Source organism: Microcoleus sp. Aus8_D2, assembly GCF_036702665.1.
In the GTDB taxonomy this organism is placed as follows: Bacteria; Cyanobacteriota; Cyanobacteriia; order Cyanobacteriales; family Microcoleaceae; genus Microcoleus.
Genome location: NZ_JAUBUN010000044.1, coordinates 39,507 through 64,710, shown reverse-complemented (window position 1 = coordinate 64,710; position 25,204 = coordinate 39,507). Strand labels below are relative to the sequence as shown.

Genomic DNA, 25,204 nt, shown 5'->3' with positions numbered 1-25,204 from the left:
CGCACATCCAAGAAACCGGGTTTCTCCGATAGTTTAGGCATCCTCACCAAAATTTAGGAAGAAACCCGGTTTCTGAGCCCCCGCCCATAGAGCTCTGGCGCACATCCAAGAAACCGGGTTTCTCCGATAGTTTAGGCATCCTCACCAAAATTTAGGAAGAAACCCGGTTTCTGAGTCTCCGCGCATAGAGTCCTCGCGCACATCCAAGAAACCGGGTTTCTCCGATAGTTTACGCATTGTAGCTAAGATTTAGGAAGAAACCCGGTTTCTGAGTCCCCGCGCATAGAGCTCTGGCGCACATCCAAGAAACCCGGTTTCTCAACCCCACGCAGAGAGTATAATATGCCACGTCGCGAAGTTATCTTACAAACGGGTAATTACTATCATGTTTATAACCGAGGTAATGACCGTCAGCTTATTTTTTTTGAACGAGACAACTATATTTATTTTTTACGCCAATTAAGACACCATCTGATTGCTCGTGGTGTCGATATTATTGCTTATTGTTTGATGCCCAACCACTATCATTTATTAGTTTATCTCACAACCGATCGTTTTTCCAAGCTGATGCAGGCGTTTACTCTGTCCTATGCCAAGGCTATCAATAACCGCTATGACAAGGTGGGTTCACTATTTCAGGGGCGGTTTCAGGCGATTCATGTAGATACAGAAGAATATTTGTTACATCTGACTCGTTATATTCACCTAAACCCAGTATGTGCTAATATAGTCGAAAAAGCCGAGGATTGGGAATTTTCCAGCTATCAAGAATATATTGATTTGCGCCGTGGAACTTTACCTAAAATCGATCGAGTGCGATCGCAATTTAACTCAGCAGATACTTATCGTAACTTTTTAGAAGACTTAACTAGCGATCGATTAATCCAGCATTTAACCTTTGAAGAATAGGAAAACCCCGCGCGCGCACATCCCAGAAACCGGGTTTCTCCGATAATTTAGGCATCCTCACCCAGATTTAGGAAGAAACCCGGTTTCTCAACCCCCGCACACAGAGCCCCGTGCACATCCCAGAAACCGGGTTTCTCCGATAATTTAGGCATCCTCACCCAGATTGAGGAAGAAACCCGGTTTCTCAACCCCCCGCGCACAGAGCCCACGCGCACATCCCAGAAACCGGGTTTCTCCGATAATCTCAGCATCATCACCGAGATTTAGGAAGAAACCCGGTTTCTAACTCCCCGCAGCATCACCCCCAAATCCAATTGCCCGCCGCACTTTCTCAACTTGCTTGGGTGCTTCCATTTCCTCGAAAAGTTGAATCGCTTTATCGAAATTTTCCTGACTTTGGTCAATCACACCCATCTTTTGATAAGTTAAGGCGAGTTGATAGTAAGCTTCAGCTAGGTCGCATTTAGCCCCGATTTGTCTGCTTATCTCGATTGCTTCTTGATACAAATCAATCGCCTTTTTAGTATCCATTTTTGCTTGAAAATAAAACAATGCTTTGGTGCGAATCAAAGTGGTTTTAACATAATTATGTGACGACAAATGAACTAGCCTAGAAAGATTGTCAACATTATCAATAGCTTGTTGGGCTAATACAAAATTTCCTGTTTTTAGGTAGGATTGGCATAAAATACATTGAGCAAATACCTCACTGATATGATCTTTGATTTGATCGAAAAAATCAATAGCATCTTTTGTCAAGTCTATTGCTTTTGTAATATTATCAGTCGCCAAATACCACTCAGCTAAGTAAGCAAGTGCATCCGCTTTTTCTCTTATATACTGCTTGCCACCACTGTCAGCTACTTTCAACGCCTTTTGCAGGTAGTCAATGGCAATTTTATACTCTCCCTTATTGCAATACAAACTACCTAATCCATTTAATGACCTGATTTCGCAACCATCGTTAAACTTTTTTGTATTTTTCAAATTATCTGATACTTCTAAAGCTTGATTAAAATACTTAATAGATATGGGGAAATTACCCAAACGCAGATGGTTTTTAGCCATATAATAAACAGCCCAACTATAGTAATAGCAATCTTCTAGGTCTTTGAATAATTGCTCGGCTTTTTGCATACTTTTAAGGGATTTTCTGTATTTGGCGAGATAATAATAACACACGCCTATTGTTCCTAATCTTTGTGCTTGACTATCTATCGCTAATAACTTCCCATCTATTGAGCCGAGAAGATCGATTAGTTGTTGAGAATATCCCCAATATCTTAGTTGATCTCTAATTTTTTCATAGCTTTTTGGTAAATTAACGTTTTTTTCAAAAAGTTCAAATATTTTATCAAAAGCTGAGATTTTACTGTAATGGTTAAGCGATTCCAAAACTTTAATAGAATCATCTCTTGATTGTATTTCAGAGCTATTGCTAAACCAAAACTCTGCTGCTTTACGATTAGCCTCTTCCCAATATTCACTTTCCCTCAACCGCGCGATCGCCTCTTCCCGAATCACCGGATGCAGCCAATACTCTCGATTCTGACACTCAACTAACGACAGATTTCGCAACGATTCAATTACCCGCCGCTTCTGTCTTTCTGGCACATCCCACAACAAACACAATAACCCCTCAGTCGGGACTGTCGGCACATCCTGATAGCGATAACATCCCAAACGACAGAGTAGTTTATAGGCTTCAGGATAAATTTCTTCTAAACGCTTGAACTGCTCTTCGACAAGGTTTTTTACAGCTAACTCTACCAATAACCCAGCTTCGACTTGATATTCTTGCCAATAGGCTACCATACCTCCATATCTCTGTATGGGAGCGCAGAGGATATTCATAGCTAGGGCATTGCCACCATAGGCCTTGTGCATTTCCCTGAGAGTTGTTGCATCTATATCAAGATCGCGGCGGCTAAAAAAATCTTGCCACGCTTGTTCATTGAGGCTAGGTAACGAGTAGTTAGTGATACCCCCACATTCAGCCAAAGGCTCGCGACTGGTAATCAGCGTCACGGATTGTAGCGACGAATCAGCCAAAACTCGTAACAATTCAACGTAGCGGCGATGGGGTTCAATAAATCTGCCTTGTCCATCTAGCGCGGGTTCCAAATTATCAATTAATATCCCTACTCTGCGTATCTGGAGTTGTCGCTTCAGTCTCGCAAGGGTAATTCCAAACTCCCGCCCTGGTTCTTCCTGAAAGTCCTGCTTCAGCCATTCTTCGATCGCACTTTCGACTGGGGTAATATTCTCTTTTTCCTTTGCCATCAGCAGTTCCACCACTAAGTCAAAACCCTGAGACTTGAGATATTCCTTCGCTAAAGTCGTTTTGCCGACACCGCCGGGGCCTTGGATGACGATGAGTTTTGCTCCTTGGTTGATACGGGTGTTAAGCTGGGCGATCGCCTCTTCACGTCCCACAAAATTTAGGTTTGGGGGTGGGGGAAGTGCGAGCTTAGCAGCAGCCACAGGTTGCGCTGGTTCCTGAATTTCACTAGGTTCAGCAATGTCTTCCCAGTTGAGTTTGAAAACTTGACAGTAAGCTTTGAAAATATCAGCGTTGATAGGACGCTTTCCGTATAGAAAAAATTTCCAGCTTTCGTGACTTACTCCTGGATAGAAATAGTCTTCTTTTTTCCAATTAGGGTCTAGAAGCTTACTGGCTCGACGAAGCGGCTCTTTATTATCGAGAGTCCACATTTCTTGCTCTCTAGCTTTCTTAAGAATTTGTTTAACTGACGAACAAGTTTTGAGCTTCGAGATCATAGAGCCTACTGCTAGTTTTGTCAAGATCAGTTTAGATCGGCTAGAACTAGCCTTTTACTGATCTTAATTGATCTAGCGATCGCTTAAAACATCCATCATGCTAAAAGGTGTAACGAATCGAAATCGACTTTGACACCAATTTCAAAAGGTAATGGAGGTAATTTGCGATGTCTGAACAACATAAAGGATACGATCGCGATCGCACAGAAGACATAGAACAGCGAAACGGAGAAGTCGTAGATTCAGACTTTAATCTTGATTCTGTTGTTACCTACGTCCTCAAAAATCATCCAGAGTTGAACGAAGGAATTGATGAGTTAGTAAAGCAGTATCGCTGCTTCATCTACCTCTGTGGTGTATTTAATAGTAGCTTAAATGTGCCATCCCTGGAAATCGACAAGATATGGCACGGTCACATACTGCATACCAAGGACTACGCAGAGTTCTGCAATGCAGTGGCTGGTCAGTTCATCCACCATAATCCTTTTCCAGAAGAAGAGAAGAATGATCCTCAAAGAATTGAGCGTGCTCGACAAAAATTAATTGAGGCTCAGCAAAAGCACTTTGGACGGCTGGTCTTTCAGAATATTTCTGCTATTTACAGCATTGGAGGCTGTGACGACCAGCTAAGTTTTAGCGATAGCTAATCTTCTCCCACAGCAGGAGGCTAGGCAATGCTCGCTCTCCTGCTTAGATAATAAGTGCGATCGCGATTACCAATTTGTGATTGCTGGGAGTTCAGTTATGAATTTATCTAACCATTGAAACACGCATTAATTGAGTGCGAAGCGGGTTATGTAAAGCGCATAACTTTGAATTTTCTTGTCCGATACAAATACAGAACAGATTAGTAGTAAAAAAGGAAAATCCATGCCTTCACCGTCTGATTTTGGAATCAATCTTAATTCAAGTAGCTACACCAACTCTACCGTCAACCCCTTCGCTGCTGTTGGCAACCCCAATGGAGTACCAGCTAGTCGCAATTGGCTTTGGTGTACCGAGTTTGCTTTCGGTCGAGCCGTTGAGAAAGGCTTAGTTAATGCAAACTCGGGTGTAGGTGCGAAGATTCGCGGGAACGCTGGTGAGTGGGATAATCAAGCGGTGACGTGGAGCAAAACTCCCAGCGCAAACAGCTTTATCGTTTGGGAGGCAAACACTGGTGGTGCTGGGTCTGTTGGGCACGTTGGCTTTGTTGAGCGCGTCAATAGTGACGGCTCTTTGACGATTACAGAAGCCAACTGGGACACAGCCAGGGGTTCATTTAACTCTCGGACGATCGCACCTGGCACCACTAAATACCGCGATGCTAAGTTTATTAGTCTCGCTGGGAACACTACACCACCCTCTCCTCCATCAACTTCTGGTCAGGTCTTGCGAGGCACAGAGGGACCCGATCGTCTATCGGCACCCAATACTAACGATACCTTGATTGGTAACGCTGGCAACGACACCCTCTATGGTGAAGCCGGTAACGATTACCTGAACGGTGGTGCCGGCAACGACTACCTCGACGGCTACGCGAGCTTCAACAGCCCCGATTTCGATACTCTTGAAGGTGGAGCGGGGGCCGATACCTTTGTGTTGGGGAACTCACGCCAGGGAATGTTCTACCTAGGAAACGGTCAGGCGACTATTGTCGATTACAACTTCCGCGATGACTACATCCAGTTGCGCGGCAATTCTAGTCAGTATCGCCTGACTCGTCAAGGCAATGACACTCTGGTGCAAACCTCCGGCGGCGACATCCTAGCAGTAGTTAAGAACGTGACGGATTTGAGCTTCAACGTCACACCTTCCCGTAGCGACTTTAAGTTTGTTTAATTTGCTTAGAGGAAAGGAGTAGTCCAAGAAACCGGGTTTCTGCGATAATTTAAGCATCCTCACCAAGATTTAGGAAGAAACCCGGTTTCTGAGTCCCCGCGCCAATCCAAGAAACCGGGTTTCTCCGATAATTTAAGCATCCCCACCAAAATTTAGGAAGAAACCCGGTTTCTGAGTCCCCGCGCACAGAGCCCTCGCGCACATCCAAGAAACCGGGTTTATCCGATAATTTACGCATCCCCACCCAGATTTAGGAAGAAACCCGGTTTCTGAACCCCGCGCACAGAGCCCTCGTGCACATCCAAGAAACCGGGTTTCTGCGATAATTTACGCATCCCCACCCAGATTTAGGAAGAAACCCGGTTTCTGAACCCCGCGCACAGAGCCCTCGCGCACATCCAAGAAACCGGGTTTATCCGATAATTTAGGCATCCCCACCAAGATTTAGGAAGAAACCCGGTTTCTCAACCCCGCGCGGTAGTTTAGAGAAGAAGTAGAGAAAATTTTGGATTGAGGAAGACTGGACAGAATATGGGATTGCAACGGATTTAGTAGCAGCAGGAGTTCCCAAGGAAGATATCGTGTTGGCATTTCACGAGGTTGAGTTATTTGATATGTTGGGAAACACTGTAGCAGTTGTCACTATGGCGTGAAGTTTTTTACGATCGCCCACCAGTGCAGACAGACCTACACTCGCCTATAATCTAAAATTAGACCAGCCATCAAAAACCTTCGCCATGAGCGTAATTGCAGTTAAATGGTCGATCGACGAATACCACCAAATGATCTCCTCGCGCATCTTGGAAAATCGGCGCGTCGAACTGCTGAAGGGACAAATTGTTGAAATATCGCCAGAAGGGGAACCCCACGCTTATTTTAGCAGCGAAGCCGGAGAATATCTGATCCGGCTGTTGGGCGATCGCGCTACCATCCGTTCAGCCAAGCCGATTACGCTTCCTCACGACTCAGAACCAGAACCCGATATTGCGATCGTACAACGATTGGGCCGCACGTATCTCGAACATCACCCCTATCCCGAAAACATTTTCTGGCTGATAGAATACTCAGATTCCACTCTCGTTAAAGATTTGGAGACGAAAACGAAAATCTACGCGGAAGTCGGAATCCCTGAATACTGGGTGATTAACCTCAAAAGAAGACACCTCATAGTATTTCGAGCTCCTCTTGATGGAGATTACACTTCCAAGCTGACGCTAACCGCCGGAATCGTTAACCCGCTGGCGTTTCCCGATGTAGCTGTGTCGGTAAGTGCGATCGTCAGCACGTGATATTTACTAAAATAGGCTTAACCCAAGTTATTATCTATTTTGGCGATCGCTGCGGACAAGTATTTAGCAGCGACTGAAATTATCGCTCGCCATCATGCCACAATTTTAGCACTCGCGCAGAACATAGCATCACAAAATCATACATCAGAGGCGATCGCCCAAGATTCCTTATTCCTGACCTCCGTTAACGAACTTCCTGCTTCCTTCTGCATTATTTTCCATCGCCCATTTTCTGCTGAATCGGAATCTGAATGATAAACTCTGTGGGTTTTCCGGGACTTGAGGAACAATTTAGCTGACCGTGATGTTGGTCGCAAATAATCTGATAGCTAATAGACAGTCCCATTCCTGTACCTTTACCGATCGGCTTTGTGGTAAAAAATGGATTGAATATTTGCCCTTGAATCGATTTGCATATGCCGCATCCATTATCGCCGATCGCAATTTCGATGTATTCATTAACTCTAGATGTCCTAATAGTAATTTTACTCAAACTTGACTCAACTTGCTTGCTGTTTTTTTTAACATTTTGTTCATCAATAGCATCAATCGCATTAGCCAAAATATTCATAAATACTTGGTTTAATTGTCCGGCATAACACTCAACCTTTGGCAGCAATTTATAATCTTTGATAATCAGAATTTCGGGGCGAGATGAGGTAGCCTTAAAGCGATGACTTAAAATTAGCAGAGTGCTATCAATTCCTTCGTGAATATCGACTGCTTTTAACTCGGATTCATCCATACGATAAAAGTTACGCAGCGACAATACAATATCTTTTATCCGGGTCGTTCCGACATTCATAGAATGCAATATTTTGTGAAAATCTTCTTTGATAAAATCAATATCTAGCGCGTCTAGTTCAGTTTGAATTTCAGTAGGAGGATGCGGGAAATATTGATGATAAAGCTGTATCAGGTGCAGTATCGTTTGAGTATATTGATCGAGATATCTGAGATTGCCGTGAATAAAACTAACAGGATTATTAATTTCGTGGGCAATACCTGCCACTATTTGTCCGAGACTGGACATTTTCTCACTCTGAATCAGCTTCGCCTGTGTCTTTTTCAGCTCAATTAACATAGTCTCTGTTTCGACTTGAGCCTGATGGTAAATTTATTGACTAACTCGTGTTGTTAATAATTGCTGCAAGGTATTGTGATAGAGATTAATATTAAGTAAAACAAATAGTGAACCCAGACTAAATACTAAGCCAATCAAAATAGGAAGGAATTCCCACTTATGGGTAACAAGTAAGAAAAAAGCTAGGCAATATCCAACTAGAAAAAAACACATCAAGAATCGCAAACTTTTCCAAGCTCTAAGTCCAACTTCTTCTTGCAGAAGAGTAAAAATAGTTTGAGTTTTGACTATTGACAAGAGCATAAATCCCGCTTTTGTCGCAATCATTAGCAAGGAAACTATTAATAAAGTATCGAAATTCATAGATGTGAATTACTCTTTGAAAGTATTCTAGGTAAAATTGATATCTGCACAACAGCTATTAATTAGAGCGGAACTAGGTCAGTGCGAAACGATACACTAAGACTTTTTGGTAGAGCTTTAAGATTCGCCAAATTGCCGGAGTCAATATTTATGGTAACACTAGCAATTGCTGTGCTGCAAGCAAACTGGACAGAATATCTGAAGGGAGTGGGATTGGGAAATATAAGTCGGATTTTTTATACTTTATTAATTTTGCTTTCTCACTTTCAGCTTAAGATGACGGGCGAACCATCCTGAAATACCAGCAATTCTCCCGGTTTAATTTGCGTCCAAACTTCATTATCAGTAAGCGGGAAAGTAGCAATAACCGCCACGCGATCGCCCTCCTTGGTCAATTCCCGAAAATCGACAGTCACATCTTCGTCGATCGAGTGCGCGCTGGCAAAAGGTGCTTGTCGCACAATATAATGCAGATTAGTAGAACAGTGCACAAACAAGTGTTCTCCATCAGAAAGTAAATAGTTAAAAATTCCTTTAGCTGCTAAAGTTTTAGTAATTTCGTTGAGTACCGCGTAAATTTCCGTCAAAGTCGGCTTATTTTCAGGGAAACTTTCTCGCAAGATTTCTAAGATCAAACAAAAAGCTTTTTCGCTGTCAGTTGTGCCGACTGGCTTGTAAAATCCAGGAATTTTAGGATTGAAGTTTTCCAGATTTCCGTTGTGAGCAAACACCCAATAGCGCCCCCAAATTTCCCGAATAAAAGGGTGGCAGTTTTCCAAAGCAATTTCGCCTTGGGTAGCTTTGCGGATGTGAGCAATAACGTTAGTTGAATGAATGGGATAGCGACGCACTACTTCAGCAAGTGGAGAAGCAATCGCAGGTTTCGAGTCTATAAACAGGCGGCATCCCAAACCTTCAAAAAAAGCAATTCCCCAACCGTCTTGATGAATATCTGTTCTGCCGCCCCTTGCAGAAAAACCTTCAAAAGAAAAGCAAATATCTGTTGGAACATTGCAGTTCATTCCCAGTAATTGGCACATAGCTTTTAAATTTCTGGAGTTTGGATGGATGCCGCAGCTATTGGCAGCTACGGATTTACGATGATACCATTATAGTATGAATTGATTTGGCACGCTCGAAAAAACATAATAATTTTGGATGGTCAACCGTAATGTTACTGAGATTTCAGAAAAAGGCGATGCCCCAAATTTCAGTCGCGTATCCCCGCAGTCTTGATTGTTCCGTGTATGTTGCAAATCTTCGCTGATGTAGGGCTGACGGGGTATCTATGGCTGCGAAACGCTCAGTCGATTTTCCATTTTTCGATTTTTCGATTTTCGATTCTTCGACTTCGCGAGCGAACAAGTTTTCGATTTTCGATTTAATCCACAGATGAATCACCGGAGCTTGAACAGGAATCTAATTTTTTGGGACTTCCATGACTGAAGTCGGGGCTTGTACCCGTTTTTGGGCGGGGTAAAAAATTGGTCAATAAACTGGGAATTCACTTGCAGCAAAAAGTCATAGCATTTTAGATGGGAAATTCAAAAATAGGAAATAACTTATTTTATCTGCTTGGGAGCTTGACTAGAGTTACATTCTTTTTTAAACTGGTATCAGTTATCGCATTGACCAGCACCTCGATGCCTATCTCGCAACTCCCCATCAAATCAATCAGATTAATGGCAATGCGATCGAATTTGGATAGCTAAATAGCCAAAACATGACCGAAATGGCGCGTTATTTTTGGCGACAATTAGCAAGTGTCTAATGTTGGCTACATTAACTACACGTCCGCAGTAATTTTCAGGTTGCTCCGGGGCGGTTCACTACTAATATCTTTAATTTCACAGCATCAATTTTGATCGGCCCGTCCCGTTTTTATATTATGTCCTGTCAGTTAATCCTAGTAAAAACGGTTTGAGCCTTCGGAATGCGAGTCCTCTGATTTTGAGGACTCGCATTCCGAACGATCAAACCAATTTTATAATGGGAGTTCTCCGAGGACATGATATCACATATATTCAATCAACAAGCACCAAGTATAACAACTGAAAATGAAAAATCTCAATCAAAAAGACGATCGCCCAAATCGACAAATTCTCACCGGCTTAATCCTGGGATGGGGATTGCAGGGATTATTTTGCCTTCGGGCCCTAGCAGAACCAAGTTTACCTGCATCACCCGCTGGGATGGAAAACCAGGGTGAACCCGCCACTGCGGCAATTGCGGAAATTGCCGTTGATGCACCGGAGACCATCTTACCCCAAAATCAGCAATTTGTCGATCGGCATATTCAAACATCCTCACCCAGTCTACCTGAATCTCTCGCTACTATTCAAAACCCGGGTGAACCCGCCCCTACGGAAATTGCGGTTGATTCAGCCCAGAAAATGTTAGCCGAAAATGCTCCATCAGTTAATCAGAATATCCCAGTCGATGGGAATTTACCTGCATCTCCCGCGACTATTGAAAACCAGGGTGAAACTGTCGCAGAGGAAAGCACAGAACAAGTCACATCTGTTGCTCAACTCAGCGACGTAAAACCCACCGATTGGGCATTTCAAGCACTGCAATCCTTAGTAGAAAGATACGGGTGCATAGCTGGATATCCCGACGGATTTTTTCGCGGAAATCGCGCTTTAACTAGGTATGAATTTGCCGCCGGACTCAATGCTTGTTTAGATAAAATTAGCGAATTAATCGGCACAGGAAATGAGAATCGAGTCAAGGGAGAAGATTTGGTAAAAATCCAAAGAGTGCAAGAAGAATTTGCCGCAGATATCGCCGTGCTGCGGGGGCGCACCGACTTGTTAGAAGCGCGAACAACAGAACTCAAAGCCAATCAATTTTCGCCCATAGTCAAGCTGTCAGGATTCACAGTTGTGGGGATACAAGGCCGCAGTCCCAACCGTGCAGATCGCGATCCCAGAGACGGCAAAAGAGATACCAAAGACCCCGGTACAAATGTCAATACGATCGTTTTAAGTCAGATATCTTTGACTGCTCAATTCAGCCCGCGCAGTAACTTATTAATCGGTCTTTTAAGTCAGAACGGGAGCACTTCACCCCAATTAACCGAAGATGTAAACCTTGCTTACGATTTCGGCGCAAGTTCTACCCTGACGCTTAGCGACCTTAACTATCGCTTTCTAGTCGGCGATAAATTGGCAGTATTTGCAGGGACAGCGGGAGTTAACATGATTAGCGGTTTCCGAGGGCCGAATCGAGCAGAAAGTGCAGCTTCTGGCCCGATTTCAACCTTCGCTCAAAGAAACCCTATTTTGAATACTGGTTTTGGTCAAGGCGGCGCGGGTATTGACTGGCAATTTGCCAAAAGAGCGAGTTTGCAAGCAGTTTATTCTACTACTGTCCCCGGATTTTTTGTCAGTTCTAACGGGCCTACCGGACACAATACACTGGGATTGCAATTAACTCTGACTCCCGCCGATCCCGTGGATCTTACGGTTTATTATGTCAACGACTATTCGCCTAACGGCAATTTGATTAGTTTCGCGGGAGACAGCCAATTAACTGCTGTCAATCCTAGGACGGGAAAGTCAGCATCTCTGCAAACAAATGCTGTGGGAGCGAGTTTAAATTGGCGGGTTTCGTCGCGGGTTTCCCTGGGAGGTTGGGCAGGTTATACTAATTCTCGGATTCCCGGTAAATCTGGGAGTGTGGCAACTACCAATTATATGGTATTTGTGAATTTTCCAGATTTGTTTGGCACCGGAAATTTGGGGGGTATTTATATCGGGCAACCTCCTAAAATTGTCAGCAGCAATTTACCGACAGGAAACAACATTCCTGATTTTTTAGATACGGGTTTAGGGCGCAAAGGTGGCCAACCGGGAACGACTACTCATGTAGAGGTCTTCTACCGCTGGCAGGTGAATGATAATATCAGTGTTACTCCGGGATTTATGTTGATTTTTGAACCAGATCACAGTCGCAATAGCGATCCGATTACGGTTGGTGTGTTGAGAACTTCGTTCTCTTTTTGATTGGGTTTGTAGCGATCGCTCAAGTCCAATGGCACTGCAAAAGTCTCAATCAGCGAGCCAGTGCGAGCTCACTCTTGCCAGCAGCATGAGTAATATCATGTCCGGTCGATTGACCACAATAAGTAAGGCTCGTAGTGCGGACTGAAGTCCGCTCTCATGCTGCGGACTTCAGTCCGCACAGATCCGTTTTTGTTATGGTCATCGACGGGACATGATATAACTGATTAAAATGCTCGCTACAAACTTTGGGAAATTAACTATTTTAGAAGTTCCACATGACGGGGTTGTCGTCTAAATGGTCGGTGACGGTTCGCCCGATCGCGTCAATCTCTTTTAAGTCCTCCTGACTCAATTTTACCTCAGCAGCTTTAGCATTGTCGGCGGCTTGTTCTGCGTCGCGGGCGCCGACAATTGCATTGGTTTGCGGCTGCGCAATCAACCATGCTAATGCTAAGTTTCCTAAGCTTGTCTGGTGGCGATCGGCAATTGGCTTGAGTTGATTTAATGCTGTTTGCACTCGGGCATAATTTTCTTTGAGGAACAGCTTATTTTTGGCGCGGTGATCTCCTTCTGCAAATTTGTGTTCTGGCCCAAATTTACCTGTCAATATTCCTTGAGCTAGAGATGAATAGGCGATGATTGAGATATGATTTTCGGTACAGTAGGGCATAGCGTCTTTTTCTACCCAGCGCCAAAACAGAGAATAGGGCGGTTGCAAGCTGTCAATGCGTCCGTATTGGGCGGCTTCTGCTATTTGGGCGCGGGAAAAGTTGGAAACGCCGATCGCCCGAATCTTCCCCTGTTCCTTTAATTTGTTCAAGGCGTCCATGGTTTCGGCAATTGGTACAGCTTCGGAATTCCAAGTGCCGGCGGGCCAGTGGATTTGGTAAAGGTCGATATAATCGGTGTTGAGGTTTTTTAGCGATCGATCGCACGCCTCGACTACCAAATCGGGTTTCAGGTGGTTGGCGAAGACTTTGCTAGCATAAATTACTTGCGATCGCACATCCGACAGCGCTTTACCGATAATTTGTTCGGAATGTCCTTCGCCGTAAACCTCAGCGGTATCAAAGGTGGTAATACCGGCCTCAAAAGCGGCACGCATGGCTTTGACAGTTTCGGCATCGTCAATTCCCACCCACATCCGCTTCCCGGCTTGCCAAGTCCCCATAATTATCGGGGTAATTTGAATTTCCGATGTCCCCAATTGTCGCTTTTCCATAGCTGTAGCCCTAATTTTGTTTTTTACTATTTATTGTCAAGCTATCTAATTTTAACAGAAAAGATTTGCTACAATTGCTTTTAACTACCAATTCGATCGCTTTGGTAAAACCCAAATAAATTCCTATGAAATCCACCACTACTCGTGCGCTTAAAGAATGGAATGTAGCCGTTGATGCTTTGGAAATAGGCAGAACGATTGTGCTGTTGCGAAAGGGCGGCATTCGCGAGCAAGCAGGACATTTTAATGTGGCTGACAAGCAGGTTTTGTTGTATCCAACTTTTGAACACCAACAGCCGGATTTGTTAAAGCCAGATTTTGCGAGTCAGGTAAAAACTGTAGAATCTGGTTGGCATCCAGAAAATATTAGGATTGGCAGTTGGGCTGAGATTACTGATGCTTTTTTGGTGGCTTGGGAGCCAGCAATTAAGGCGCTGTTTCCTTACCATGTTTGGAATGAAAAATTTGTCGCCGATCGCCTGAAATGGAAACAAAATCAGCCAATTTATATTTTATTGCTGCGCGCTTATCGCCTCGCAGAAATAGCAGAAATTCCTTACATTTCTGAATACGGTGGTTGCCGTTCTTGGATTGATTTGGCGGCTCCGATTTCGCTGGAGGGCAGTGAAGCTGTTTTGAGCGATCGAGAATACGCGACACGCTCAAACGAAATCCGCAGTCTGATGGCGAATCCTCCGAATGCAGATGGTTTGGCTAAAATCACAACGCTGGCGGTTTAAAATTTATGCACGTATAACTTGTTGCAAGTAGATAGAATGTATTGGTATTGTTGTATGGATAGCAACGATGAGGCTTTTTAAGCCGATACCAAAAATATACTTTCTGGGTTTGGCTCGTGTTTTCCAATTATCTATTACACATTATATCTGTACGATCGCTCCGATGAATGTTCGTCAATGGAAGGGAAGCATCCAGACTTTACAGGATGGGTGCTGTGATATCGACATGAAGATCCAGGGCTATTTCATTCTTTGTAGGGGCAATCCCCCTGTGGTTGCCCCGATGCCTGAAATGACCGACAACTCTTCGGTGGGGGGGGTAGGCACGGGGGCACTACCCCTACAAAACCCTCGTTTTTTCGAGAATGAAATAGCCCTGATGAAGATCGATCGCGCTAGCAAGGAAGGTGTGCAATGAGTCAGATCCCGCGCACCGTCTTGATTGTCGATCGCAACCAGGAAGACTGCCATAAGTACCGGCAGTATCTGCTGCGCGATCGCGAGTACCAATACAAAATAATCGCAGCGCCGTTAGGGCAAGAAGGCTTGGCGCTGTGGGAAAGGCACCAGCCAGATCTGGTGTTGCTCGATTATCGGCTGCCAGATATGGACGGTTTGGAATTTATCGCCCAACTGCGAACCAAAATAGTATCGCAGCGATATTTGCCTGTAATTGTAGCCGGGGAAGGAAATGAGACGATCGCAGTCCAAGCCATCAAAGCCGGCGCCCAAGACTATCTGATTAAAGGACAAATCACGCCGGAGAATTTGCGGCTGGCGGTGAATGCGACGATCGACAAAGCCCAATTGCACGCCAAGTTGCAACAAAACGAAGAACGCTTGCATCTAGCTCTGAAAGCGGCTGGGATGGGTACTTGGGAATGGCAGATTCCTAACAATTGCGTGGTGTGGTCTAATCTGGTAGGGCCGATTTTTGGTCTACCGCTAGGTACTTCTCTAGCAAGTTATGAAGATTTTCTCCAACTCGTGCATCCCGAAGACCGCGAGATTATCGGTCGGGCGATCGCCAGTACCCTTGAGACAGGCATTAACTACGAAGTTGAATTTCGCACTGTCTGGGCCGATGGCTCGCTGCATTGGGTAGGGGGTAAAGGGCAACTCTACTATGACTGGGCGGGGCAACCGCTGCGGCTCGTCGGCATAGTAGTAGACCTCACTTTGTCGAAACAGGCAGAAGCAGAACGCCTGCAACAATTGCAGCGAGAGCGGGCGATCGCGCTGATTGCCCAGCAAGTTCACCAATCGCTGGATTTAGAGAGTGTTTTGCACACAACCGTAGAGTCAGTGCGACAGTTTCTCGACACGGATCGGGCGATCGTGTTTCGCTTGCAGCCGGATGGCGGCGGGACTGTGGTAGCAGAATCTGTGGGGAGTCGGTGGCGATCGATCCTAGCTTCCCAAATCTACGATCCCTGTTTGGCAGACAGTTATCTCGAACCCTACCGTCAAGGATTGGTGACGGCAAAAACAGATATTCACGATGGCTCGATCGACCCTTGTCACGTCGAACTGCTGGCTCAATTTCAAATCAGGGCAAATCTAGTCGTACCGATCCTGCACGAAAACCAGTGTTGGGGATTGCTGATTGCTCATGACTGCGGCGCCCCGCGCCTGTGGCAACATTTAGAAATTGATTTGCTCCAGCAGTTGGCTCAGCAGGTGAGCATTGCTATCCGGCAGGCCGAGCTTTATCAACAAGCACAACACGAACTGCAAGAGCGCCAGCGCACCGAAGTAATTTTGCGCGAGAGCGAAGAACGCTTCCGTCAGTTGGCAGAAAACATCGATGCTGTGTTCTGGATTTCCGATTACCCTTCGGGGCGAGTGCTTTATGTCAGTCCGGCTTACGAACGGCTGTGGGGATTGAATCCCCAGTGTTTGTACGACGACTATCGGGTGTGGCATGATTTGGTGCATCCAGAACACCGCGCCTCAAATGCCCGAGCGTTTCAGGAGAAAGCTGCTGAGGGTAAGTTCGATGAAGAGTACCGGATTGTTTTGCCCTCGGGCACTGTACGCTGGGTGAGAGACCGCTGTTTCCCGGTCAAAGATGAGACAGGAAGGATTTATCGGTTCACAGGAATTGCTGAGGATATTACCGATCGCAAACAAGCAGAAATCGCTCTGCAAGAAAGCGAACGTCAGTTTGGAACTCTAGCAGAAGCCTCTCCCGCTGCCATTTTCCGGTTCGATCTTGAAAATAACTGTCTGTATGTCAACCGCCGTTGGGGGGAAATGACGGGGCGATCGGCAGAGGAGGCTTTGGGGATGGGATGGCTGCAAGCTTTGCATCCCGACGACAACGATCGCTTGCGGCGGGAATGGGTGCAATGGTGTGAAAAACCGGAGCCCAGAGGACTTTACCAGAACGAGGGCAGGCACGTACACCCGGACGGCAGCATTACTTGGTACTACACGCAGGCGCTGCCCTACCTAGACAGTAACGGAACGGTGACGGGCTACGTGGGAACGCTGATCGATATTACCGATCGCAAACAAGCTGAGAAAGAGATCCGCGACAGCGAAGAACGCTATCGATATTTAGCGGAATCGATCCCGCAATTGGTATGGACAGCAAACGTTGAGGGGTTGTTGCTCGATGTCAACCAACGCTGGTTAGATTTCACGGGGTTGACGCTAGCACAAGCTCAAGCTGAAGGTTGGCCGGCGGTTGTCCATCCTGAGGATGTCTCTGTGATGGGCGATCGCTGGATGTCTGCTCAACAAGAGGGCAGCCCTTATCAAGCCGAAGGCAGAATGCGGCGCTGCGACGGCGTGTATCGCTGGTTTCTGCACCAAGCTATTCCCGTCAAGAATGAATCGCATCAGGTGGTCAAATGGTTTGGTACGGCGACTGATATAGAAGACCAAAAATGCTTGGAAGAGCAGCGCGAAACTATATTACAGCAGGAAAAAGCTCTGCGCGAAACAGCGGAAAAAGCCAACCGCAGTAAGGATGAATTTCTGGCTGTGCTTTCTCACGAATTGCGATCGCCCTTGAATCCGATCCTGGGATGGACGCAACTGCTAAAAAGTCAAGCCTTGAATGCCGCTCAAACTGCTAAAGCTTTAGAAACAATCGAACGCAATGCCAAATTGCAGACTCAATTGATTGATGATTTGCTGGATATTGCGGGGATTATGCACGGCAAAATGCGTTTGAACTCAGCCCCGCTGAATTTGACTTTGGCTGTGGAATCTGCGATCGATACGGTGAAAACGACAGCGGCTGCGAAGTCGATCGAGATTTATCCGGTGCTGTCGGATCTGGGGCTGGTGTGGGGCGATGCGGTGCGACTCCAGCAGATTGTCTGGAACTTGCTTTCTAACGCGATTAAGTTTACTCCCAATGGTGGCAGAGTGGAGGTGCGTTTGGAGCGATCGGGCGTTAGCTGCGCCCTCTGCGAGGATCGGGCGACGATTGCCGTCAGCGATACTGGTAAAGGCATCCACCCTGACTTTTTGCTGTCTATTTTTGATTCTTTCTACCAGGAAGATGTGTCTCTGACACGCAAATATGGCGGGCTGGGATTGGGACTGGCGATCGTCCGCCACTTAGTGGAAGCACACGGCGGGACAATTACCGCCGAGAGTGGGGGCGAGAATCAGGGTTCTACTTTTACGGTGAGTTTGCCGCTTTTGCGCCCTGAACTACAGATGAGATTAGCAGAGGAAGTGCGATCGGCTTAAACATCTCTCCCCAAGTTTGTAATACTGAGATATTGCACCATTGCCAATAAGTTTTTTTCACGGCGGGCGGGACACCCCACAAGAAATTTAATGTTTTGTGGAACAGGCATCTTGCCTGTTCTTGATAATCATGCAATATCTCAGTAGTGAGGAATTCAGTCTTCATTAACATTCCTTAGCGTACTTTTCGAGAGGCGCCCTTCCACCAAACTCAGCCCAAAATCCGCAGCTAATGCGATCGCAGCCGCTGGAATTGCTCCTGCTAAAAGTAACTGATTGTTGACTGTAGCAACGCCCCGAAAAATCAACACGCCCAAGCCACCAGCACCAATTGCTGCGGCAATGGTTGCTAGCCCGATCGCAATTACCGCCGCCACTCGCACGCCCGCCAGAATCACGCCCAGGGCTAGGGGAAGTTCCACTTGCCACAACAGTTGCATATCCGTCATTCCCATGCCTGTGCCGGCTTCGCGAATTGCCGGATCGACGCCGACAATGCCCGTGTAAGTGTTGCGGATAATCGGCAGTAGCGAATAGAGAGTGAGGGCAATGATTGCCGTGCGATCGCCGATTCCGCCTAAAACTGGCACCGGAATTAACAAACCAAACAAAGCTAAACTAGGAATTGTTTGCATAATATTCGCAAATCCCAGAATCGGCTTTTTCAATTTCGGTTTTCTCGTAACTAAAATCCCTAGAGGAATCCCGACAACAATCGCTATCAAAATTGCAACACTTACTAAATACAAGTGTTCGATCGCGCGCTTAATTATCTCCGCACCGTACCGATTTATAAATTCTATCATTTCGTTATTGCTACTAATATCATTTAATAGGAAAAAACAGTAAATTGGTTCGTAGTGAGGACTTTAGTCCTTTCTTTGATGCGGACTAAAGTCCTCACTACGAACCTTTTTTATTACTGGTAATTGACGCTACGCCCATGACTTTTTTTGATGCGGACTAAAGTCCCATAGCGGTTAATGAAATTAATCATTGGGTAATTCCTGATTGCTAACAGCATTCAAATTTAGCTAATTAAAAAGATTCCAAAAATGCGCGAGCTTCTGGGTGCTGAGATTTGATAAATTCATCCGGTGCCGCCAATTCAACCAACCTTCCGTCTTGCATCAAACCAATTCTAGATGCTAAAAAAAAAGCTTCTTGAATGCCGTGAGTCACAAAAATCACTGTTTTAGAGAGTTGCTGTTGCAATTGATAGAATTCCCGCTGCAATTCCAGGCGAGTAATAGGATCTAAAGCACCAAACGGTTCGTCCATTAACAGCAGCGGAGGGTCTGCTGCAAGTGCTCTGGCTACGCCTACCCGCTGTCGTTGTCCGCCGGATAACTGATGGGGATAGCGTTTGGCGAAGTGCTGGGGGTCGAGGTTGACTAATTCTAACAGTTGGCGGACGCGAGATTTAATGCGATCGCCCTCCCAGCCTTCCAATTTCGGGACTAAACCAACATTTTGCTCGACGGTAAAATGGGGAAACAAGCCGATTTCTTGAATCACGTAGCCAATCTTTCGCCGCAGTTGAATGGCATCCCACTGAGTTGTCGGTTTTCCCATGACGAGCACTTCGCCGCTGCTTGGTGTCAGCAAATTGTTAATCAATTTCATAGTGGTAGTTTTGCCACTGCCGCTGCGTCCCAGCAATACTAAAACTTCTCCTTGGAACACTTTAAAATTGAGTTTGTCTACTAAATGTCTGCGGTTGAGGCGATATGTAACGTCGAGGCATTCGACAGCAACTTCACGATTGTTGACAGGCATGATTAGTTTGGGTGATATTGGTTTTATTTAATAAATCGTCAATCGTCGAGAATTGCAAATCCCCAATCTAAAATCTAAAATCGTCTTGGTTTTGCCATTCTAGCAATAATGCTCGACATTGAAGGCAAGTTAATTTTTTGAGCAAGTCGCGAATTCCGTCGGGGGTTACAGGATATGCAGCACCGATGAGTTCGGGGTTTACGGTGGCTGTCGGGTGCAATTCTGCTGCAAAACCGTAGAGTTTTTGATTGGAGAACGAGCTGTTGATTTCCCAGCCTGTGGTGTTGATTGGTTTGATGCGGGCGATCGCGCTTTCTGTCACGCCTAGTTCTTTTTTGATTATAGCTGGAACTGCGGCTGCTGGCGTTGTGGCTTCTGGTAAGCGACCGCCGGGAAAGTCGAGGGTTGCTGCTGCTACGCCGGGGCGATACATTGGTGGAGGAAATAGCAATTTGTCAGCTTGAATTGTTAAGACTACCACTGAATCGGCTCTTTCTACTCGCCAATATTCTACTCTTTGTCCTTCGGTTGTTTCGAGATGTTCGCCAATTAGTTTTACCCAATTAGAGTTGATTTCAACAAATCTGTCTAGGGTTTTCCAGTGGGATTTTTCAGTTGAGTTCATTTTGGCAGGAAGTTCGGAAACGGATCTAATGGATGTAACGGATGGATATTGCATGAGGCCCAGAAACCTGGTTTTTGTGCGTCTACTTCGTTGCAGCCCACAGATTGGGTAAAAAACCCGGTTTCTAAGAGTCGGAGTGCGTCCAAGACTGAGGAATTAAAAACTTCCTAGCCGTCGGGTGCGGTTGCTATAAATCAGACGTTTTTATCGATCGTAATTGATAATTGTCGATCGCCCCAATAGTCGATCGGTCTTTTCAGCTTTGACTTGATTTTTCCCTCTCGATTGTAAATTTTTGCTACAACGTTTCACATTTTCCAAGAAAATTCCGTAGCATAGACTACATAATGAAGTTGATCTGCGCCTTCGCCGGGGTTGTTGAAACCGGGCAAGGAGTGTAGACTCTTAGCTCAACAGGAGTATTTATGCAACTGCAAACAGATATTCGCACTTGGCAACCTGAACAAACCCTAGCCAGCGCCGCGAGTGCCTTCGACTGGGCAAAATTTGGCTGCGCCGTACCTGCACCCAAATTGGCTCCTTCAATGTGGGTCAAATTGTTCAATCCGCCAACAGCATTCAGTTTTGATGAAGCGTGGCTGTTGTGTCAGCACTCCGAGGACAAGTGGCTGGCTTGGATTCCTGATTATGGGGAAATTTTGTTGAGTACAAATGAATTTTGTGCTACTTAGGAATGAAATTTTAATAACTGTTACTTGTTTGCTTGTTACCAGGCTCTGCCTGGTAACGCAGATCCGGAGGCAGAGCCTCCTTATTACCTCACAGCTTATAGCGCAATACGGTTCACTTAAGAGATTCCAACAGAAAAAAACCATGAAAAATAGATACGGAGATTGCTTAGTTCCTCGCAATGACCATCTGCGAGTGAACCATATTTGCTGATAGCAGAGAGGACTAAGGACTAAAGACTAAGGACTAAAGTCCTCACTACGAACCAATTAATTGACATTTTGTCAACAAAAAGAGCAATAGGTTTTCTATTGCTCTTTTTGTTGTTGCAAAAACACTGTTTAGTTTTTGTTTTCAGATAGCGGAACTTACTCGCTTATTTGCAAACTGCACGGTTATTTGCATTTCTGACAATCGTGCCTACTCTGCCATTAATCTGAATCGGGTTCTTGGTGCTCGCCCGGATCAAGCGGGGCTGTTTACCCAGACATTCTCTGATTGATTCTGACCAAGTGGTGAGAGCGCGGGTGTATTCTGTACGAGTCGCGGGCGCGCGAAACTGCTCGGTAATTAGGTGATCCGTGGTGATGCTAGTATCAGTAGCAACATTGGTAATAATTGGAAAGTCAAAGGCTCTGGGTAAGGTTCTTTCAGGAATTTTGCCCGGTACCATTTGGTACTTCATTGAGCCGCCTTTGTAGTCAATACCTGCTTGGGGGGCTGTTTGAGCGAAGCTGGGAATAGGCAAGCTTGCTACCAAAACGGTGCAGCAACTCCAAAATAATTTCGATTTCATCCGATTCATCTCCTCAACTTTATGACGGTTAGCATTAATTAGATTGGCTCCAAAAACATTAGCTTCAATTGAGAACAAATCTGATGCTAATGAATTTTATATCTGGAGTTTTACCCACCTAATTTATTACCACACATCTTCAAAAATGTTAAAACTGGTTGGTATGACCAACTGTAGAATTGTTTCATTTGAGTAATAGATTTACACATCTGAAGTTGTTACAGCATTGGGGACTCGGTTTTACCAGAATGATTCATTTTCGATCGATGTCATTGGAACTTTATCAAATTTTGTGTCAGATATCAAGTTTTGTCGATCGCGTATCGCATTTTAACAGTGGTTGACGGCTCGATCGCCCGCAAGAGTGTTACGCGCTATACCAGAGCCAGAAAGATGCTAGAGTGAGCGATCGCCGTTTGAGTATTTTCAGGCGACAATAGGCAAAGAAGGGGCTTGAAAATAGGTGAATTTAGTGGAAGATAGCAAGATTATAGACTTATCGGAAATTATGGGTGTTCCCGCGGCTCCGGCGGGGTACAAATCCGGCTTTGTGGGTATTATCGGGCGCCCGAATGTCGGTAAATCGACGCTGATGAATCAGTTGGTGGGGCAGAAAATTGCGATTACTTCGCCGGTGTCTCAGACGACGCGCAACAGGCTGCGGGGTATCCTGACGACGCCGGAAGCACAAATTATTTTTGTCGATACTCCGGGAATTCACAAGCCGCACCACCAACTGGGTAAGGTTTTGGTGCAGAATGCGCGCGCTGCGATTCAGTCTGTGGATGTGGTGCTGTTTGTGGTGGATGGTTCGGTGGAATCGGGCGGGGGCGATCGATATATTATCGAAATTCTCAGCAATTGCCAAGTTCCGGTGATTTTGGGGATGAATAAGCTAGACGAACAACCGGAGGATTCTGGGTTGATCGATCGCACTTACGAACAAATTGTCAATCCAGAGTGGCCTGTAGTAAAATTCTCCGCTCTCACGGGCGAGGGTGTCGAACCGCTGCAACAATTATTAATCGAACATCTGGAGGTTGGGCCCTATTATTATCCGCCCGATTTGGTAACAGACCAGCCGGAACGCTTTATTATGGGCGAGTTGATTCGAGAACAGATTTTGCTGCTGACGCGGGAAGAAGTGCCACATTCCGTAGCAATTGCGATCGACATCGTTCAAGAAGAAGCGAAAATCACGCGGATTCTGGCGACGATTCACGTCGAACGGGATTCCCAAAAAGGTATTTTAATCGGTAAAAGCGGCAGTATGCTCAAGTCGATCGGCAGCGCGGCCCGCGAACAGATTCAAAAGTTGATTGAGGGTAAGGTATATTTGGAGCTCTTTGTCAAGGTGCAGCCGAAGTGGCGGCAGTCCCGCACTCGTTTAGCAGAATTGGGCTATCGGGTAGAAGAATAAAACTTTGAGAGTTGGTCGATCGTTTCCATCTCAGGTCTGAAGACGCTAAGTTTATCACTTATAGTAATTCTGTATGAAGCTGCACAGAATGGGAAGCCTGAAATCTTTTCCTGTAAAGGATACATTCTATGCAGCTTCACATAAAAATGGTATTACCGAGTGTTTTTTATGAACTACCGAAACCACATCACGATCGAAGCAAATAAACGCGGTGGTAAGCCTTGTGTACGCGGCTTGCGAATTACGGTTTATGAAGTGCTTGAGTACCTGGCTTCCGAGATGACTGAAGCAGAAATTCTCGACGATTTCCCCGATTTGACGCGAGAAGATTTAAAAGCCTGTATAGCTTATGCTGCTGACCGCGAGCGTCGGTTTATGACTGCGACCTTATCGGCATGAAATTACTTTTTGATGAAAACTTGTCGCCCAAGTTACCGAACCGTTTGAGCGATATTTTCCCAAATTCGCTTCACGTCCGAGATGTGGAAATGAAAGCAACGATCGACCCAATAGTTTGGGATTATGCAAAGGACAATAATTTGATGATTGTCTCGAAAGACGCGGATATGCACGATCTGAGCTTGGTATTTGGAAATCCACCGAAAGTTATTTGGCTTCGCCTTGGAAACTGTTCGACCTCACAAGTTGAAAATTTGCTGCGTCGGGAGTTCGACGCGATCGAATTATTTTATGAAGATGATAATTTATCGCTGCTTGCTTTATCATAATTGTACCGATGGCTTTGGGCTTATTTTCACGGTTTTTACAAAGGTCGAAAACAGAATTTCGAGCGTCACGATAATGCACCGGAGTGGGAAAAACGGTAGAATACTGAAATTTATACAACGAATCTGGGGCGATCGATTACAGTAATTCGAGCGTGAAGAAGTTGCGATCGATGTCTCGATTTTTCCGATAGCCGAGGGTGTTCGATTGGCTCTCTTTCACTCATCAATTGGACTTTTCACACCCCGTCCACCTCGATTTAATACATGAGTATAAATCATCGTTGTTTGCACATCTTTGTGTCCGAGTAACTCTTGTACAGTGCGAATATCGTAACCGGCTTCTAATAGGTGCGTGGCCAAACTATGACGTAGAGTATGAGGACTAGCATTCTTAATAATTTATGACTTTTTTAAAGCTTTTTTGACAGCTCTTTGAATTCGGTCTTCCGACAAGTGATGTCTTCATTATTCGATTATATCCAGTATTGTACCGCAAATGCGATACAATTATAAGTTGGGCGGCTAACCAATCAATTTGCCGAGAATAATGCACATAGTCTGACACTTCCACAGGACACGCAAAGATGCCGAACGACAAGTTGTATGTCCGCGATGGGCTCTACCTATCCGGTGTTAAGCCGAATGACAAAGCGGCATTTGTGGAACATCTCAAAGAAAAGGCCATCCATGAGACAACCAGCAATATTCCTTACCCCTATTCGGAAGAAGACGCTGTAAAGTGGATCAATAGATGTACAGCCGGGGCCGAAAAACAGGGCAAGGAACAACTGTTTGCTATTCGCCAATCGAACGGTTATCTGATTGGCTCCGTAGGGATAGGCGATATTGAAATCGGCCAAACGCATCGCGCCGAACTTGGCTACTGGCTAGCTAAACCTTATTGGGGACAAGGAATTACGACAGACGCTGTTCGTGTCTTTGTGAAGTATGCATTTAAAGAACTTGCAGTGGTTCGCTTGTACACGCAAGTCTATGATTTCAACATAGGCTCCTGGAAGGTCTTGGAGAAGAACGGCTTCAAACTTGAAGGGCTGTTACGCAAACACATCTACCGTGATGGCCGATATATCGATGACCGTCTTTATGGACTATTGAAGGAAGAGTGGGAAGCAATGCTTGGGGATGCCTAATAGCTAAGCGGCCCAACAAGGGCTTGCAGTGGATGGTCTCAATACTCTGGTGGTGACGCGAATATCTTTACCACCACTGAAGCCCAAG

General features: G+C 45.5%; 24 protein-coding genes. 14 read left to right on the top strand and 10 right to left on the bottom strand.

Annotation, left to right across the window (positions count from 1 at the left end):
* Positions 1–342: 342 nt before the first annotated feature.
* On the top strand, positions 343–909 hold the full coding sequence (locus QUB64_RS26565) for a transposase (protein ID WP_333275700.1): 567 nt from the start codon (positions 343–345) through the stop codon (positions 907–909).
* A gap of 282 nt (positions 910–1,191) precedes the next feature.
* Here QUB64_RS26565 and QUB64_RS26560 read toward each other — a convergent pair whose 3' ends face one another.
* Entirely contained in the window at positions 1,192–3,690 is a 2,499-nt protein-coding gene (locus QUB64_RS26560) for a tetratricopeptide repeat protein (protein WP_333275702.1), read from the bottom strand.
* A gap of 167 nt (positions 3,691–3,857) precedes the next feature.
* Here QUB64_RS26560 and QUB64_RS26555 point away from each other — a divergent pair, with 167 nt between their 5' ends.
* The 4 genes from QUB64_RS26555 to QUB64_RS26540 all read left to right on the top strand — a co-directional run bounded on the left by QUB64_RS26555 (position 3,858) and on the right by QUB64_RS26540 (position 6,800).
* Positions 3,858–4,337, top strand: a complete 480-nt coding sequence (locus QUB64_RS26555; RefSeq protein ID WP_333275704.1) for a glycine-rich domain-containing protein — start codon at positions 3,858–3,860, stop codon at positions 4,335–4,337.
* A gap of 223 nt (positions 4,338–4,560) precedes the next feature.
* Positions 4,561–5,511 carry a CHAP domain-containing protein gene (locus QUB64_RS26550; RefSeq protein ID WP_333275706.1) on the top strand — a complete coding sequence of 317 codons (951 nt, stop codon included), beginning with the start codon at positions 4,561–4,563 and terminating at the stop codon, positions 5,509–5,511.
* Positions 5,512–6,020: 509 nt separating this feature from the next.
* Complete coding sequence (locus QUB64_RS26545; RefSeq protein ID WP_442921720.1) at positions 6,021–6,164, top strand: element excision factor XisI family protein; 144 nt, start codon at positions 6,021–6,023, stop codon at positions 6,162–6,164.
* An 84-nt stretch (positions 6,165–6,248) separates the two neighbouring features.
* Complete coding sequence (locus tag QUB64_RS26540; RefSeq protein WP_333275708.1) at positions 6,249–6,800, top strand: Uma2 family endonuclease; 552 nt, start codon at positions 6,249–6,251, stop codon at positions 6,798–6,800.
* 211 nt (positions 6,801–7,011) lie between these two features.
* Here QUB64_RS26540 and QUB64_RS26535 read toward each other — a convergent pair whose 3' ends face one another.
* Positions 7,012–7,884, bottom strand: coding sequence for a sensor histidine kinase (locus QUB64_RS26535; protein WP_333275709.1), 873 nt, complete (start codon positions 7,882–7,884; stop codon positions 7,012–7,014).
* Positions 7,885–7,917: 33 nt separating this feature from the next.
* Positions 7,918–8,247: a hypothetical protein gene (locus QUB64_RS26530; protein WP_333275711.1), complete on the bottom strand. Its 330-nt coding sequence runs from the start codon at positions 8,245–8,247 to the stop codon at positions 7,918–7,920.
* Positions 8,248–8,328: 81 nt separating this feature from the next.
* Here QUB64_RS26530 and QUB64_RS26525 point away from each other — a divergent pair, with 81 nt between their 5' ends.
* The gene (locus QUB64_RS26525; protein ID WP_333394260.1) at positions 8,329–8,544 is read left to right on the top strand and encodes a hypothetical protein; all 216 of its coding nucleotides are present in this window, start codon (positions 8,329–8,331) and stop codon (positions 8,542–8,544) included.
* Here QUB64_RS26525 and QUB64_RS26520 read toward each other — a convergent pair.
* Positions 8,514–9,269: a class II glutamine amidotransferase gene (locus QUB64_RS26520; protein WP_333275715.1), complete on the bottom strand. Its 756-nt coding sequence runs from the start codon at positions 9,267–9,269 to the stop codon at positions 8,514–8,516. The genes QUB64_RS26525 and QUB64_RS26520 overlap by 31 nt on opposite strands.
* A 1,035-nt stretch (positions 9,270–10,304) precedes the next feature.
* Here QUB64_RS26520 and QUB64_RS26515 point away from each other — a divergent pair.
* Complete coding sequence (locus QUB64_RS26515; RefSeq protein WP_333275717.1) at positions 10,305–12,254, top strand: iron uptake porin; 1,950 nt, start codon at positions 10,305–10,307, stop codon at positions 12,252–12,254.
* A 262-nt stretch (positions 12,255–12,516) separates the two neighbouring features.
* Here the strand turns inward: QUB64_RS26515 and QUB64_RS26510 are convergent, their stop codons facing one another.
* Positions 12,517–13,476, bottom strand: coding sequence for an aldo/keto reductase (locus tag QUB64_RS26510; protein WP_333275719.1), 960 nt, complete (start codon positions 13,474–13,476; stop codon positions 12,517–12,519).
* 125 nt (positions 13,477–13,601) lie between these two features.
* Here QUB64_RS26510 and QUB64_RS26505 point away from each other — a divergent pair, with 125 nt between their 5' ends.
* Positions 13,602–14,216: a DUF1802 family protein gene (locus tag QUB64_RS26505; RefSeq protein ID WP_333275721.1), complete on the top strand. Its 615-nt coding sequence runs from the start codon at positions 13,602–13,604 to the stop codon at positions 14,214–14,216.
* A gap of 414 nt (positions 14,217–14,630) precedes the next feature.
* The gene (locus QUB64_RS26500) at positions 14,631–17,927 is read left to right on the top strand and encodes a PAS domain-containing protein (RefSeq protein ID WP_333275723.1); all 3,297 of its coding nucleotides are present in this window, start codon (positions 14,631–14,633) and stop codon (positions 17,925–17,927) included.
* A 155-nt stretch (positions 17,928–18,082) separates the two neighbouring features.
* On the opposite strand, the gene QUB64_RS26495 is transcribed toward QUB64_RS26500, so the two are convergent.
* The 3 genes from QUB64_RS26495 to QUB64_RS26485 all read right to left on the bottom strand — a co-directional run bounded on the left by QUB64_RS26495 (position 18,083) and on the right by QUB64_RS26485 (position 20,331).
* Complete coding sequence (locus QUB64_RS26495; RefSeq protein WP_333275725.1) at positions 18,083–18,733, bottom strand: ABC transporter permease; 651 nt, start codon at positions 18,731–18,733, stop codon at positions 18,083–18,085.
* A gap of 232 nt (positions 18,734–18,965) precedes the next feature.
* A complete protein-coding gene (locus QUB64_RS26490; RefSeq protein WP_333275727.1) occupies positions 18,966–19,706 on the bottom strand; it encodes an ATP-binding cassette domain-containing protein in 741 nt (246 codons plus the stop codon).
* Positions 19,707–19,773: 67 nt separating this feature from the next.
* Positions 19,774–20,331 carry an NUDIX hydrolase gene (locus tag QUB64_RS26485; RefSeq protein ID WP_333275729.1) on the bottom strand — a complete coding sequence of 186 codons (558 nt, stop codon included), beginning with the start codon at positions 20,329–20,331 and terminating at the stop codon, positions 19,774–19,776.
* A 425-nt stretch (positions 20,332–20,756) separates the two neighbouring features.
* Between QUB64_RS26485 and QUB64_RS26480 the strand changes: the two genes are divergently transcribed.
* The gene (locus tag QUB64_RS26480) at positions 20,757–21,023 is read left to right on the top strand and encodes a hypothetical protein (protein ID WP_333275731.1); all 267 of its coding nucleotides are present in this window, start codon (positions 20,757–20,759) and stop codon (positions 21,021–21,023) included.
* A 374-nt stretch (positions 21,024–21,397) separates the two neighbouring features.
* On the opposite strand, the gene QUB64_RS26475 is transcribed toward QUB64_RS26480, so the two are convergent.
* Positions 21,398–21,817: a hypothetical protein gene (locus tag QUB64_RS26475; protein ID WP_333275733.1), complete on the bottom strand. Its 420-nt coding sequence runs from the start codon at positions 21,815–21,817 to the stop codon at positions 21,398–21,400.
* Positions 21,818–22,325: 508 nt separating this feature from the next.
* Here QUB64_RS26475 and era point away from each other — a divergent pair.
* From era to QUB64_RS26460, 3 genes are all read left to right on the top strand, one after another.
* Entirely contained in the window at positions 22,326–23,237 is a 912-nt protein-coding gene (gene era, locus QUB64_RS26470) for a GTPase Era (RefSeq protein ID WP_333275825.1), read from the top strand.
* A 168-nt stretch (positions 23,238–23,405) separates the two neighbouring features.
* On the top strand, positions 23,406–23,636 hold the full coding sequence (locus QUB64_RS26465) for a DUF433 domain-containing protein (protein ID WP_006634608.1): 231 nt from the start codon (positions 23,406–23,408) through the stop codon (positions 23,634–23,636).
* Positions 23,633–23,965 carry a DUF5615 family PIN-like protein gene (locus tag QUB64_RS26460; RefSeq protein ID WP_333275735.1) on the top strand — a complete coding sequence of 111 codons (333 nt, stop codon included), beginning with the start codon at positions 23,633–23,635 and terminating at the stop codon, positions 23,963–23,965. The genes QUB64_RS26465 and QUB64_RS26460 overlap by 4 nt, the downstream gene beginning before the upstream one ends.
* Positions 23,966–24,181: 216 nt before the next feature.
* On the opposite strand, the gene QUB64_RS26455 is transcribed toward QUB64_RS26460, so the two are convergent.
* The gene (locus tag QUB64_RS26455; protein ID WP_442921719.1) at positions 24,182–24,361 is read right to left on the bottom strand and encodes a tyrosine-type recombinase/integrase; all 180 of its coding nucleotides are present in this window, start codon (positions 24,359–24,361) and stop codon (positions 24,182–24,184) included.
* Positions 24,362–24,549: 188 nt separating this feature from the next.
* On the opposite strand from QUB64_RS26455, the gene QUB64_RS26450 reads away from it, so the two are divergent.
* Positions 24,550–25,116: a GNAT family N-acetyltransferase gene (locus tag QUB64_RS26450; RefSeq protein ID WP_333275738.1), complete on the top strand. Its 567-nt coding sequence runs from the start codon at positions 24,550–24,552 to the stop codon at positions 25,114–25,116.
* The last annotated feature ends 88 nt before the right edge of the window (positions 25,117–25,204 follow it).